This is a genomic window from Bradyrhizobium sp. USDA 326, assembly GCF_049739485.1.
GTDB lineage: Bacteria > Pseudomonadota > Alphaproteobacteria > Rhizobiales > Xanthobacteraceae > Bradyrhizobium.
This window is the reverse complement of record NZ_JBMGQA010000001.1, coordinates 6,532,345-6,545,094: the sequence shown is the minus strand read 5'-3', so window position 1 is coordinate 6,545,094 and position 12,750 is coordinate 6,532,345. Positions and strand designations below refer to the sequence as shown.

At 65.1% G+C, this 12,750-nt stretch carries 12 protein-coding genes; 4 read left to right on the top strand and 8 right to left on the bottom strand.

Annotation, left to right across the window (positions count from 1 at the left end; translation table 11 throughout):
* The first annotated feature begins 88 nt into the window (after positions 1-88).
* Positions 89-235 carry a hypothetical protein gene (locus tag ABIG06_RS30930; protein ID WP_199751557.1) on the top strand — a complete coding sequence of 49 codons (147 nt, stop codon included), beginning with the start codon at positions 89-91 and terminating at the stop codon, positions 233-235.
* 168 nt (positions 236-403) lie between these two features.
* On the opposite strand, the gene ntrC is transcribed toward ABIG06_RS30930, so the two are convergent.
* Genes ntrC through dusB form a run of 3 tightly spaced genes read right to left on the bottom strand, consistent with a single transcriptional unit; the run spans position 404 to position 4,029 of the window.
* Positions 404-1,846, bottom strand: a complete 1,443-nt coding sequence (gene ntrC / locus ABIG06_RS30925) for a nitrogen regulation protein NR(I) (protein WP_025036261.1) — start codon at positions 1,844-1,846, stop codon at positions 404-406.
* Positions 1,847-1,855: 9 nt separating this feature from the next.
* A complete protein-coding gene (locus ABIG06_RS30920; protein WP_028179545.1) occupies positions 1,856-3,031 on the bottom strand; it encodes a two-component system sensor histidine kinase NtrB in 1,176 nt (391 codons plus the stop codon).
* Positions 3,028-4,029 (bottom strand): tRNA dihydrouridine synthase DusB, encoded by a 1,002-nt coding sequence (dusB, locus tag ABIG06_RS30915; protein WP_370140947.1) that lies wholly within the window; start codon positions 4,027-4,029, stop codon positions 3,028-3,030. Before dusB ends, ABIG06_RS30920 begins: the two co-directional genes overlap by 4 nt.
* Positions 4,030-4,307: 278 nt before the next feature.
* Here dusB and ABIG06_RS30910 point away from each other — a divergent pair, with 278 nt between their 5' ends.
* Positions 4,308-5,504, top strand: a complete 1,197-nt coding sequence (locus ABIG06_RS30910) for a bifunctional 2-C-methyl-D-erythritol 4-phosphate cytidylyltransferase/2-C-methyl-D-erythritol 2,4-cyclodiphosphate synthase (protein ID WP_370139785.1) — start codon at positions 4,308-4,310, stop codon at positions 5,502-5,504.
* A 3-nt stretch (positions 5,505-5,507) separates the two neighbouring features.
* Complete coding sequence (locus ABIG06_RS30905; RefSeq protein ID WP_370139784.1) at positions 5,508-6,116, top strand: CinA family protein; 609 nt, start codon at positions 5,508-5,510, stop codon at positions 6,114-6,116.
* Between the two features lie 21 nt (positions 6,117-6,137).
* On the opposite strand, the gene ABIG06_RS30900 is transcribed toward ABIG06_RS30905, so the two are convergent.
* From ABIG06_RS30900 to lipA, 4 genes are all read right to left on the bottom strand, one after another.
* Entirely contained in the window at positions 6,138-6,917 is a 780-nt protein-coding gene (locus ABIG06_RS30900) for a mechanosensitive ion channel family protein (protein ID WP_370139783.1), read from the bottom strand.
* 165 nt (positions 6,918-7,082) lie between these two features.
* Positions 7,083-7,262 carry a hypothetical protein gene (locus ABIG06_RS30895; protein ID WP_124160927.1) on the bottom strand — a complete coding sequence of 60 codons (180 nt, stop codon included), beginning with the start codon at positions 7,260-7,262 and terminating at the stop codon, positions 7,083-7,085.
* A 249-nt stretch (positions 7,263-7,511) separates the two neighbouring features.
* Entirely contained in the window at positions 7,512-7,994 is a 483-nt protein-coding gene (locus tag ABIG06_RS30890; RefSeq protein WP_370139782.1) for a type II toxin-antitoxin system RatA family toxin, read from the bottom strand.
* A gap of 6 nt (positions 7,995-8,000) precedes the next feature.
* The gene (gene lipA, locus ABIG06_RS30885) at positions 8,001-8,957 is read right to left on the bottom strand and encodes a lipoyl synthase (protein ID WP_424578472.1); all 957 of its coding nucleotides are present in this window, start codon (positions 8,955-8,957) and stop codon (positions 8,001-8,003) included.
* Between the two features lie 130 nt (positions 8,958-9,087).
* On the opposite strand from lipA, the gene ABIG06_RS30880 reads away from it, so the two are divergent.
* On the top strand, positions 9,088-9,690 hold the full coding sequence (locus ABIG06_RS30880; RefSeq protein ID WP_370139781.1) for a DNA-3-methyladenine glycosylase: 603 nt from the start codon (positions 9,088-9,090) through the stop codon (positions 9,688-9,690).
* A 108-nt stretch (positions 9,691-9,798) separates the two neighbouring features.
* Here ABIG06_RS30880 and ABIG06_RS30875 read toward each other — a convergent pair whose 3' ends face one another.
* Positions 9,799-12,675, bottom strand: coding sequence for a valine--tRNA ligase (locus ABIG06_RS30875; protein WP_370139780.1), 2,877 nt, complete (start codon positions 12,673-12,675; stop codon positions 9,799-9,801).
* Positions 12,676-12,750 lie beyond the last annotated feature (75 nt).

Sequence of the window (12,750 nt, the reverse complement as noted above, 5' to 3'; positions counted from 1 at the left end):
GCGGCGTTAACCTCGCGGCCGGCAGGTGCAATCCACAGGCAGATGCCGCCGAGGCGGAACGGATTCCCACCATTCCGGCTTGATCCGCATGGATAGGATCTTCCTCGCGACGATGGTTTCCGCCGTTCTGCTGCTGATCGTAGCCGCCGACCTCCTAGTCAACGGCCTCGGCCTTCAGCAGCCGCCCCTTAATGTCGCGAGCGTGGTGCCAGCCTCCGGCGAACTGGTCAGATAGATGTGACGGCCGCGTTGCAGCCCGAATGACTAATTTGAATGTGCCGGCGGAACATCAGAGTCCCGTCAGGACTTCTGCTCATCGCGTCAGCCACAACGGCCAGCGCGATCCGGACAGGCTCAGCTCTGCCTTGGTAGGCGGAGCTGAGCCACCGTCCGCTTCGAAAGACTAACCCCCGCTCCGATAAACCTGGATGTCGAGATCCCGGATCTTCTTGCGCAACGTGTTGCGGTTGAGGCCGAGCAGGTCGGCGGCGCGGATCTGGTTGCCGCGGGTGGCAGCCAGCGCGGCCGTGAGCAGCGGCACCTCGATCTCCTTGAGGATGCGGTGATAGAGGCCGGGCGGCGGCACGCCGTTCGGAAAGCCCTGAAAGTGCGAGGACAGATATGCCTCCACCGCGCCGCCGAGATTGTCGACGCCCTGCTGGACCGCGGCGCCCGGGCTGACCGAGGGCGGCGCGAGCTCGCCGTCGATGACGGAGGCCGTGATCACGTCCTGCGGATAGAGCGCGGCAAGGCGCCGGGCCAGATTTTCCAGCTCGCGCACGTTGCCGGGCCAGCGGTGCTGCTTCAGCCGCTCCAGCGCCAGCGTGTCGAGCTTCTTCGGCGGCAGCCCGTCCTTCTCGGCCAGTGTGAAGAAGTGCCGCACGAGATCCGGCAGGTCCTCGATGCGCTCGCGCAAGGGCGGCAGCCGCAGCGGAACCACGTTGAGGCGGAAGAACAGATCTTCCCGGAACAGGCCCTGCTGGATCAGGACACGCAAATCCTTGTTGGAGGCCGCGACGATGCGTACGTCGGTCTTGATCGGGGTGCGGCCGCCGACCGTCGTGTATTCGCCCTGCTGCAACACGCGCAGCAGGCGGGTCTGCGCCTCCATCGGCATGTCGCCGATCTCATCCAGGAACAGCGTGCCGCCCTCGGCCTGCTCGAACCGCCCGGAGGCGCGGGTGTTGGCGCCGGTGAAGGCACCGCGCTCATGGCCGAACAGCTCGGATTCGATGAGATCGCGCGGAATCGCCGCCATGTTGACCGCGACGAACGGGCCGTTGCGGCGCTTGCCATAATCGTGCAGCGCCCGCGCCACCAGTTCCTTGCCGGTGCCGGACTCGCCCGTGATCATCACGGTGAGGTCGGTCTGCATCAGGCGCGCCAGCACGCGGTAGATTTCCTGCATCGCCGGCGAGCGGCCGACCAGCGGAATCGCCTCCATCTCGGCATCTTCGTCCGGCGTCGAGGTCCGCTCCTTCGGCTCGGCGAGCGCGCGGCCGACGATGGCGATCAGCTCCTTCAGGTCGAAGGGCTTTGGCAGATATTCGTAAGCGCCGCGCTCGGAGGCGCGGATCGCCGTCATAAAGGTGTTCTGCGCGCTCATCACGATGACGGGCAGATTCGGCCGCATCTTCTTGATCCGCGGCAACAGATCGAAGGCGTTTTCATCCGGCATCACCACGTCGGTGATGACGAGATCGCCCTCGCCCTGGCTCACCCAGCGCCACAGCGTTGCGGCATTGCCGGTCAGCCGCACTTCGTAACCGGCGCGGGACAGTGCCTGATTGAGAACGGTGCGGATGGCGGTATCGTCATCGGCTACGAGAATGCTACCTGCGGGCATCGTTGATCCTCATTTTGCCCCCTGTGACGCAGGCGACGACTTCCCGGCAGAGTCGGCGCGACTGCTTTGATCGGCATGTTTCACCGATGTGGAATACATCGGCATCAGTACGCGGAAGGTGGTCTTGCGCGGCTGAGATTCGCATTCGATGATGCCCCCGTGATCGCCGACGATCTTGGCGACCAGCGCCAGGCCGAGACCCGAGCCGGTCTGCTTGGTGGTCACGAAGGGATCGAACAGGTTGGGCAGAAGATCGTCCGGCACGCCTGGTCCGTTGTCCTTCACGCAGAATTCCAGCGGCAGGGATACCCTGGATTTTTGACCGGGGACTGACAGGCGCACGCCGGGGCGAAACGCGGTGGTGAGCTGGATCTCGGCGTCCGGCACGTCGATCAGGGCTTCGGCGGCGTTCTTCACGAGGTTGAGGAACACCTGAATTAGCTGATCCTGGTTCGCCAGCACCGGCGGCAGCGAGGGATCGTAGTCCTCGACGAAGCGGATGTTGCGGGCAAAGCCGGACTGCGCCAGCCGCTTCACGTGGTCGAGCACCGAATGGATGTTGACGGGGCCGCGCACCACGGGACGCTCGTCTCCGAACACCTCCATGCGGTCGACCAGCGTCACGATGCGGTCGGCCTCGTCGCAGATCAGCCGCGTCAGCATGCGGTCCTCGGACGAGGCCTGCTGCTCCAGAAGCTGCGCAGCGCCGCGGATGCCGGACAGCGGGTTCTTGATCTCGTGCGCCAGCATCGCTGCGAGCGCGATCACCGAGCGAGCGGCGCTGCGATGGGTGAGCTGGCGGTCCATCTTGTCGGCAATGCTGCGCTCCTGGAGCATCACCACGATGTGGCCGGGCCGCTCCGTGAGAGGGGCCACGTGCAGATCGACCTGGCGGTCGCCGCCCATGCGCGGCGTGCCAAGATCGACCTTGTATTCGTTGACCGGCGAGTTCGACGAGCGCACCTGGTCGATCAGCGCCAGCAAGGGGCTGCCGAACGGCACCAGCTCCTTCAACGACTGCCGCTTCAGGAACTGCGTCGAGATCTCGAAGAAGGCTTCGGTCGCGATATTGGCGGCGACGATCTTGCCGTCCGGCCCGATCATGAGCACGGGGTTGGGCAAGGCGTCCAGGATTGCGTCGCTGTCGGACTGAAGCGGCCGACGATGTTCAGCGGCTGAGCTCATGCAGCAGCGCTCCATGCGAAGTCGTCGAAGGCGTCTTGCAGTGAATTGTGAACGAGGCGCGGATCCTCCGAGACCAGGATCTTCTGTCGCCAGGATTTCAATTTCTCCGACGGCGCACGGCTCACCTGCGCCGCGACATCGAGTGCCCAGCTCAGATGCTTGCGGGCATGCCTCAGTCCGACGCGCAGGCCATAAAGCGCGCAGACGCCATCATACAGCGTGCGGACATAATGCAGCTGTGTTTCGAGCGAGGGCATCGCTTCCTCGGCCCCGCCCTGCAAGCGGCGGCCGATCTGACCGGGCAGCCAGGGCTGGCCCTGCGCGCCGCGGCCGATCATCACGGCATCGGCGCCTGAGGCTTGCAATGCTGCGAGCGCCTTCTCGTAGGACGTGATGTCGCCATTGACGACGAGCGGGATCGAGATGGCCTCGCGCACGGCGCGGATCGCGTCCCAATCGGCCTCGCCCTTGTAGAACTGGCAGCGGGTGCGACCATGGACCGTGACGAGCTTGACGCCTGCGGCTTCCGCGCGCCGCGCCAGCTCCGGCGCGTTGCGCGTGCGATCGTCCCAGCCGAGCCGCATCTTCAGCGTCACCGGCACCTTCACCGCTGCGATGGTCGCATCGATCAGTTTGAGGGCATGGTCGAGGTCGCGCATCAAGGCCGAACCGGACTGGCCCCCGGTGACGTGGCGGGCCGGACAGCCCATGTTGATGTCGATGATATCGGCGCCTTCCGCTTCGGCGATCCGGGCGCCTTCGGCCATCCAGTGCGTCTCGCACCCTGCGAGCTGGACCACATGCGGACCGATGCCGGTGGCTTCGCAACGCAACCGGGACATCCGGTGGCCATTGGCGAGTTCATCGCTCGCGGTCATTTCGGACACGACCAGACCGGCTCCAAGCTCGGCTGCGAGCCGGCGGACGGGCGAGTCAGTCACACCCGACATCGGCGCCAGGAAGACCGGGGTGGCGATATCAATATCGCCTATTTTCAACGGCTTAGAGCCGGATACTGCCGAGCCGGTCACAGGAGTCTCGTTGACTGGGCAGGGCCTCATCGCGCCTGCCATGATCTATCTTGCGCACAATTCTTGTGCAGTCAAGCGTCATGCCTACAGTTTAGACAGTTCTGCAAATCTTTCAAGTGCAGTGCAGCAAAATGCTGTTTCCCACAATCAGGGGAAACCCCCTTTTTTTGCGGGCCTGCCGTGCTAGAGGCATGCCGGCAATCCCCTCCCCGACTCCTTGATGAGCAACTGAGTAATTGAGTCCTATGGCGAAATCACAGCGCACCGCAGTCGTCCTCGTCGCAGCCGGGCGTGGATTGCGTGCAGGCGCCGGCGGGCCGAAGCAATACCGCGAGATCGGCGGCGTGCCGGTGATCTATCGCGCCATGGAGGCATTCAGCCGCCACCCGGAGGTATCAGCGGTGCAGCCGGTGGTGAACCCCGACGACAGCGTCATGTTCACCGCAGCGGTCACAGGGCTGAGGCACGAGCCGCCGACCAATGGCGGCGCCACGCGTCAGGCCTCAGTGCTCGCCGGCCTCGAAGCGCTGGCGAAGCACAAGCCGGACATCGTGCTGATCCACGATGCCGCCCGCCCCTTCGTCTCGGCAGGCGTAATCTCGCGCGCGATCGAAGCGGCGGGCCGCACTGGCGCTGCGATCCCGGTCGTTCCCGTCACTGACACCATCAAGCTCACCGGCGAGGACGGCAATGTCGAGGACACGCCGGAGCGGGCGCGCCTCAGAATCGCGCAGACGCCGCAATCTTTTCGTTTCGACGTCATCCTCGAGGCGCATCGTCGCGCGGCGAAGGACGGGCGCTCTGATTTCACCGACGATGCCGCGATTGCCGAATGGGCGGGATTGACGGTCGCAACCTTTGAAGGCGATGTTGCCAACATGAAGCTCACCACTCCCGAGGATTTCGTGCGCGAGGAAGCGCGCCTGGCCGCCCTGCTCGGCGACATCAGGACTGGCACCGGCTATGACGTGCACGCCTTCGGTGAAGGCGACCATGTCATGATCTGCGGCGTGCGCGTGCCGCACACCAAGGGGTTCCTGGCCCATTCCGACGGCGATGTTGGCCTGCATGCGCTGGTCGACGCCATTCTCGGCGCGCTCGCCGACGGCGACATCGGCTCGCACTTCCCGCCAAGCGATGCGAAATGGAAGGGTGCCTCCTCCGACCAGTTCCTGAAATACGCCATCGAGCGCGTCGCCCAGCGCGGCGGCCGCGTCGCCAATCTCGAGGTGACGCTGATCTGCGAGCGGCCGAAGATCGGCCCCTTGCGCGACGCCATGCGCGCGCGCATCGCCGAGATCTCCGGCGTCGATATCTCGCGCGTCGCGGTGAAGGCAACGACCAGCGAGCGCCTCGGCTTCACCGGGCGTGAGGAGGGCATCGCGGCCACCGCGAGCGCCACCATCCGCCTTCCGTTTAGCGAAAAGACCTGGAGCGTCTAGGCCATGGGCGGCAGCGATGCACGCGCCCTCTCCCGCTCGCTGCTCGATCTATGCCGGATGCGCAAGCTGACGATCGCGACTGCGGAATCCTGCACCGGCGGGTTGGTTGCCGGCGCACTGACTGACGTCCCCGGCTCGTCTGACGTCATTGACCGCGGCTTCGTCACCTATTCCAACGACGCCAAGCGCGCGATGCTTGGCGTCGAAGCGAGCACGTTGACGAATTTCGGCGCAGTCAGCAAGGAGACCGCGACCGCGATGGCGATCGGCGCACTGGAGCGTGCCGATGTCGATCTCGCCGTCGCCATCACCGGCATCGCCGGCCCCGGCGGCGCCACGCCCGGCAAGCCGGTCGGTCTCGTGCACTTCGCCGCCGCCGCGCGCGACGGTCGCATCATCCATCGCGAGCACCGCTTCGGCGCCATTGGCCGCAGCGCAGTGCGCGCCCGCTCGGTGGTCGAGGCGCTGCGCATGCTGATGGAGCTCGCCCGCGGGCCGCAAGTCGCGGCCAAGCCGCAGCGCACCGCCGCCAGCCGCCTGCGACCGCGCGTGACCCGCTCACCGCGCCGGCATGCGGTGAAGCGCAGGCCGCCGCGGGCGCCGCGAGGCTGAACGACAGCGCCGCCGAAACGCCTACGCCGCCGCGAGCAACGCGCTGGCGTGGTCGAGCACGCACTGCCTGACCGTGTCCGCCTGTGACGGCTTGGCCTTCGCACTAACCGTCAATTCCAGGATCGGCGACGCCGGATTGGCGACATCGACCACTCTGGAGATGTTGACGGCAGGCGCAGCCTGATCGTCCATGCGGGAGTCATTGCGCAGCTCCTCCAGCATGCGATCGGCCAGCGCCGCAGCGGCACCGGCCGGGACCGGAAACGCCACCTTGACCTCTCCCGTGCCGGGATAGGCGCTGTGGTTGACGATCGCTGCACCCCACACCTGCCCGTTCGGCAGCAGGATCTGCGTGTTGTCGGCCGCGACGAGCTCGGTCATGAACAGCGACAGCGATCTCACCTTGCCCGCCTTGCCGGCGACCTCGACGTCGTCGCCGATGCGAAAGGGCCGGAACAACAGCAGCATCACGCCGGCGGCGAGGTTGGAGAGCGTGCCCTGTAGTGCCAGGCCAATGGCGAGAGATGTCGCGCCCAGCACGGCGACGAGGCTTGCGGTCTGGATGCCAAAGAGCTGCAGCACGGCGATGCCGACCACCGCGAGCACGCCATAGCGCGCGAGGCTACCCACGAACAACGTCACCAGCGGATCGACGCGGTGCGTGACGCTGAGGACGCGCGTGACGAAACGCTGCATCGCGCCGGACAGATACCAGCCGACCGCGAGCAGCAGGATCGCATAGATCGCGTTCAGCCCATAGAGAACGAGCGAAGCTTTCAGCGTGTCGAAATTAATGGTCATGACGGCTCCCGTCGGGCAATCGGTTGAGAACTCGCCGTCGCGGAAAATGATCCGGTTTGGGGGCTTGCCAATCGTCAAGGGCTTGCCGCGGGATCGCATAGGTGGAAGCGACATGAAACCCGGGCGCTGACCGGCTGGAATATTCCAGGTGCGCCGCGAGTCCCGTTATTGGGCCGCTCGCCCGATACGATAGATGATGGGGAGCTTTTGCTCGATCGCCTTCGCGAGAACCGTCCCCGTGGTCCGTCCGAGCTCTTTCGCGATCGTCGCAATCGGCTTGGTGCCTGCAAGCTCCCTGAGCCGGTTGAGGTCCTCCTCGGTCCACGATTGCTTCCAGCGCGCCATCTGTCCAGTCCAGCTCCAAGCCCCCGCGCCCGACTCGGATTGTAGTTGAACATATCATGAAATACACCCCTTACATGTGTACCGGTCGCGGCAAGGGGGTTCCGTTGCTCGACGTTTGGCGGGACGACAGGTGTCACATTCGCCACACGGGCGCGCGCGAAAATATCGCACTTTACCGAATTCGGCTTGGGCCGGCTCTGCGCAGCAATGCTTCGCATTGCTGCGCGTCGGAACACGAGCGCTACCAGCCTACGTCGATGCCAGCTTCGGCCGGCCGTAGATCGCGTCGGCCCGCTTCTCGAAAGCGGTGGAGAACCGCGCGAACGCGGCGTCGAACATCGAGCCCATCAGCATCGCAAGCATGCGGCTCCTGAACTCGTAGGAGAGGAAGAAGGCGACGTCGCAGACGCCTTCATCCCCCTCTTGGCCCTTGGGCTCGAAGGTCCAGCGGTTTTCGAGGTTGCTGAAAGGACCTTGCAGGTATTCGACCAGGATCTTCAGATTGGCGCGGTCGAGCGTCACCCGGCTGGTGAAGGACTCCCTGACCAGCTTGAACGACACCGTCATGTCGGCAACCAGCACCTCTGTGCCGTCGGGCTTTGCCATGCGCTGACGAACCTTCAGCGCGCTGCACAGCGGCACGAATTCCGGGTAGCGCTCGACGTCGGCGACCAGATCGAACATCTCGGATGCGCTGTGATTGACACGGCGCTTGCTCGAAAAACGGGGCATATCGGTTCAGCGGGCAGTAGCGGCCCGCGCTGCCTTCAGTCTCGCGAAGTCATCGCCGGCATGATGCGAGGAGCGGGTCAGCGGGCTCGCCGACACCATCAGGAAGCCCTTGGTGTAGGCGACCTTCTCGTAAGACGAAAACTCGTCCGGCGGCACATAGCGCATCACGGCGTGGTGCTTGCGGGTCGGCTGGAGATATTGCCCGATGGTCAGGAAATCGACCTCGGCCGAGCGCAGATCATCCATCACCTGGAGCACCTCGTGGCGCTCCTCACCAAGGCCCACCATGATGCCGGACTTGGTGAAGATGGTGGGATCGAGTTCCTTGACCCGCTGCAACAGCCGGATCGAGTGGAAGTAGCGCGCGCCGGGCCGCACCGTGAGATAGCACGACGGTACCGTCTCGAGATTGTGGTTGAACACGTCGGGCTTCGCCGCAACGACGATTTCGAGTGCCCCCTCCTTGCGCAGGAAGTCTGGTGTCAGGATCTCGATCGTGGTCGAAGGACACGCGGCTCGAATCTCGCGAATGGTCTCTGCGAAATGCTGGGCGCCGCCATCCGCGAGATCGTCGCGGTCGACGGAGGTGATGACGACGTGGGAAAGGCCCAGCTTGGCGGTGGCCTCGGCGACGTTTTGCGGCTCGGCCCCATCCAGTGCATTCGGCAGGCCGGTCTTGACGTTGCAGAAGGCACAGGCCCGGGTGCAGGTGTCACCCATGATCATGAAGGTCGCGTGCTTTTTGTCCCAGCACTCGCCGATATTCGGGCAGCCCGCCTCCTCGCACACCGTGTGCAGGCCGTTCGCCCGCACGATGTTGCGGGTGTCTGCATAGCCGCGGGTGTTGGGCGCACGCACGCGAATCCAGTCCGGCTTCGGCGGCGAAGCGGAATCGGGCCGGTTCACCTTTTCGGGGTGGCGCGGGCGCAGCGGGTTCGAGATGGTATCGACAATAACGACCATGGGGTGTCCGGTCTGTTCAGGTCCTACCTAGTCGGTCTGGCTGCCTGCCGCAACCCGGCTCGCCCTACTTCAGGGAACATGGCAGATATGGGCAATATCCTTCTCTGTTCTCTGGCGATTCTCACCTCGAATGGCTCCAATTCCGAAGACTTCGACGCCCCGGCTCGGCAAAGCCTTGAAGCGCGCCTTTTTCGACCGCAGCGTCCACGAGGTCGCGCCCGACTTGATCGGCGCTACCATGCTCGTCGACGGCGTCGGCGGAATCATCGTCGAGGTCGAGGCCTATCACCATACCGACCCAGCCGCGCACTCTTATCGCGGGCCGACGCTGCGGAACCAGGTGATGTTCGGGCCGCCCGGCTTTTCCTATGTCTACCGCTCCTACGGCATCCACTGGTGCGTCAACTTCGTCTGCGAGGAGGAAGGCTCGGCAAGCGCCGTGCTGATCCGCGCGCTGGAGCCGACGCATGGCTTGGCTGCGATGCGCCGACGCCGGCATCTGCAGGACGTGCATGCGCTCTGCTCGGGCCCCGGCAAGCTGACCGAAGCGCTCGGCATCACCATGGCGCACAACGCGCTGCCGCTGGACCGCCCGCCCATCGCGCTGCATGCGCGGACGGAGGATGTGGAGGTCGCAACGGGCATCCGGATCGGCATCACCAAGGCGGTCGAGCTGCCCTGGCGCTATGGCGTCAGGGGCTCGAAGTTCTTGAGCAAGCCGTTTCCGAAATGACAGTCATCCCGGGATGGTCCGAAGGACCAGACCAGATGCGCAATTGCGCCCCGGGGAATCTCGAGATTCCGGGTTCGGCTCCTCGAGCCGCCCCGGAATGACGCGACCTCACGACGCCTGCTTCAGCCGCTCCAGCGCCTCGATCAGCTTGGCCTTGCGCGCCAGCGCGGCCTCGCGCTTTTCGCGCTCCTCCTCGACGACCTCCTCGGCCGCGTTGGCAACGAATTTCTCGTTCGCCAGCTTGGACTCGGCACGCTTGATGTCGGCGTCGGCCTTGGCGATTTCCTTGTCGAGGCGCGTGCGCTCGGCAGCGACGTCGATCACGCCCTTCAGCGGCAGCGCTGCGACCTCGCCACGCACGAGCAGCTGTACGGCCCCATCAGGCGCGCGGTCGGCGAAGGAGATGTCGGACAGCCGCGCCATGCGCTTGATGACGTCGGTCCAGCGCGGCGTGCGCTCCCTGGTCTCGGCCGAGGCGCCCGCAAGCACCAGCGCCGTCAGTGTCGCCGGCGGGATGTTCATCTCTGCGCGCACCGAGCGGATCTGGGTGACGAGATCGATCACCCACCCAATCTCGGCCTCGGCCTCAGGATCGGTGAAGTCGGCATGATCGAAGATCGGCAGCACCCAGGCCGGCGAGACGAGCGGATCGATCGGCCCCGTCGTCGCCGCGAGCATCGCGAGTTGCTCCGGCGTCGGCTCGACCGGTTTGAGCGGCCACGGCGCCAGCGCGAGCAGACCGTCGCGCCTGGCGGTCACCTCCCACAGCTCTTCGGTGATGAAGGGCATGAACGGGTGCAGCAGCTTGAGGATCTCGTCGCGCGCCCAGGCAACCATGGCGCGGGTTTCGTCCTTGGCGGGATTGTCCGGGCCGAGCAGCACGGGCTTTGCGAGCTCGACATACCAGTCGCAATAGACGTTCCAGACGAAGCGATAGATGCTGCCCGCGGCATCATTGAAGCGATAGGCCTCGATCGCCTCGGTCACCTCGCGCGTGGTGTGCGCGGTCTCATGCGCGATCCAGCGGTTCAGCGTCTCCTTCGCCTTCGCCGGCTCGAAGCCTTCAGGCACGGCGCAATGGTTCATCTCGGCGAAACGGCAGGCGTTCCAAAGCTTCGTCGCGAAATTGCGATAGCCCTCGACGCGGCTGGTGGCCAGCTTGATGTCGCGCCCCTGCGCCGCCATCGCGGCCAGCGTGAAGCGCAGCGCGTCGGCGCCGTATTCGTCGATCAGGTGCAGGGGATCGATGACGTTGCCCTTCGACTTCGACATCTTGGCGCCCTTCTCGTCGCGGACGAGGGCGTGGATGTAGATGGTCGAGAACGGCACCTCCTTCATGAAGTGCAGGCCCATCATCATCATGCGGGCGACCCAGAAGAAGATGATGTCGAAGCCGGTCACCAGCGCATTGGTCGGGTAGTAGCGCTGCACCTCGGGTGTATCGTCGGGCCAGCCGAGCGTCGAGAACGGCCACAGCGCCGAGGAGAACCAGGTGTCGAGAACGTCCTCGTCACGGGTGATGAAGCCTTCGCGCCTGTTGCGGTCGAGCGCCATCTCGCGCCCCTGCTCCGGCGTGATGACTTCCTGCTCGACATAGTAGCCGAGCGCGTGGCTGACGGCCTCCTCCTCGGTCTCGGCGACGAACACCTTGCCATCGGGGCCGTACCAGGCCGGGATCTGGTGACCCCACCAGAGCTGACGCGAGATGCACCAGGGCTGGATGTTCTCCATCCAGTCGAAATAGGTCTTTTCCCAGTTCTTCGGCACGAAAGTGGTTTCGCCGGAGCGCACCGCAGCGATCGCGGGCCTGGCCAGCGTCTTGGCGTCGACATACCACTGGTCGGTCAGGTAGGGCTCGATCACGCTGTTCGAGCGGTCGCCGTGCGGCACCATGTGGGTGTGCGGCTCGATCCGTTCGACGAAGCCGAACGATTCCAGTCGCTCGACGATGCGCTTGCGCGCGGCGAAGCGGTCGACCTTGTGGAACTCCTCGGCGAATTGCGTGGCGCCTTCGGGCAGGTCGCGCAGATAGTCCTCGTTGTCGACGAGGTCGAGACACCCTTCCCGGTCGATCACGCTGATCCGGCGCAGGCCGTGCCGATTGCCGACCTCGAAATCGTTGAAGTCGTGCGCCGGCGTCACCTTCACTGCGCCGGAGCCTTTCTCCGGATCGGAGTACTCGTCGGCGACGATCGCGATCTTGCGGCCGACCAGCGGCAGGATGACGTTCTTACCGATCAGCTTCTGATAGCGCTCATCCTCGGGATGGACGGCAACGCCGGTATCGCCGAGCATGGTCTCGGGGCGCGTGGTGGCGACGACGATGAAGCTCGAGGGATCCTCTGGGCTGAACGTCTTGCCCTCGATCGGGTAGCGCAGATACCAGAGGTGACCCTTGACCTCGATCTGCTGCACTTCGAGATCGGAAATCGCGGTGAGCAGCTTGGTGTCCCAGTTCACCAGCCGCTTGTCCTTGTAGATCAGCCCCTCGCGGTGCAGCTCGACGAACACCTTGACGACGGCTTTCGACAGGCCCTCGTCCATGGTGAAGCGCTCGCGCGACCAGTCGCAGGACGCACCGAGGCGCTTGAGCTGGTTGATGATGGTGTCGCCACTCTCGGCCTTCCACTGCCAGACCCGTTCGAGAAACTTCTCGCGGCCCATCTCGCGGCGGCTGGGCTGCTGACGCTCCATCAACTGCCGCTCGACCACCATCTGTGTGGCGATGCCGGCATGGTCGGTGCCGGGCTGCCACAGCACGTCGCGACCGCGCATGCGCTCGAACCGGCACAGGATGTCCTGCAGCGTATTGTTGAGGGCGTGGCCCATGTGCAGCGAGCCCGTGACGTTCGGCGGCGGGATCACGATGGTGAAGGGCACGGCATCACGGCGGTCGGGCCGGCCAGCCTTGAAGGCAAGGCTGTCCTCCCACACGACGGACATGCGGGCTTCGATATCGGCGGGTTGGTAATTTTTCTCGATCATGGGGCTGCTAGAAAGCCGCGCGAGGGGGCCAAGTCAACGAAAAGGTCAGCGCAGACGGGCTTTCCTGTCCGATCG

Excerpts from the sequence above, each read along its gene's own strand:
- ABIG06_RS30875 (WP_370139780.1), bottom strand. The coding sequence starts at position 12,675 with ATGATCGAGAAAAATTACCAACCCGCCGATATCGAAGCCCGCATGTCC.
- lipA (WP_424578472.1), bottom strand. The coding sequence starts at position 8,957 with ATGGTCGTTATTGTCGATACCATCTCGAACCCGCTGCGCCCGCGCCAC.
- ABIG06_RS30880 (WP_370139781.1), top strand. The coding sequence starts at position 9,088 with ATGGCTCCAATTCCGAAGACTTCGACGCCCCGGCTCGGCAAAGCCTTG.
- ABIG06_RS30900 (WP_370139783.1), bottom strand. The coding sequence starts at position 6,917 with ATGACCATTAATTTCGACACGCTGAAAGCTTCGCTCGTTCTCTATGGG.
- ABIG06_RS30930 (WP_199751557.1), top strand. The coding sequence starts at position 89 with ATGGATAGGATCTTCCTCGCGACGATGGTTTCCGCCGTTCTGCTGCTG.
- ntrC (WP_025036261.1), bottom strand. The coding sequence starts at position 1,846 with ATGCCCGCAGGTAGCATTCTCGTAGCCGATGACGATACCGCCATCCGC.
- ABIG06_RS30890 (WP_370139782.1), bottom strand. The coding sequence starts at position 7,994 with ATGCCCCGTTTTTCGAGCAAGCGCCGTGTCAATCACAGCGCATCCGAG.
- ABIG06_RS30920 (WP_028179545.1), bottom strand. The coding sequence starts at position 3,031 with ATGAGCTCAGCCGCTGAACATCGTCGGCCGCTTCAGTCCGACAGCGAC.
- ABIG06_RS30895 (WP_124160927.1), bottom strand. The coding sequence starts at position 7,262 with ATGGCGCGCTGGAAGCAATCGTGGACCGAGGAGGACCTCAACCGGCTC.
- ABIG06_RS30905 (WP_370139784.1), top strand. The coding sequence starts at position 5,508 with ATGGGCGGCAGCGATGCACGCGCCCTCTCCCGCTCGCTGCTCGATCTA.
- ABIG06_RS30910 (WP_370139785.1), top strand. The coding sequence starts at position 4,308 with ATGGCGAAATCACAGCGCACCGCAGTCGTCCTCGTCGCAGCCGGGCGT.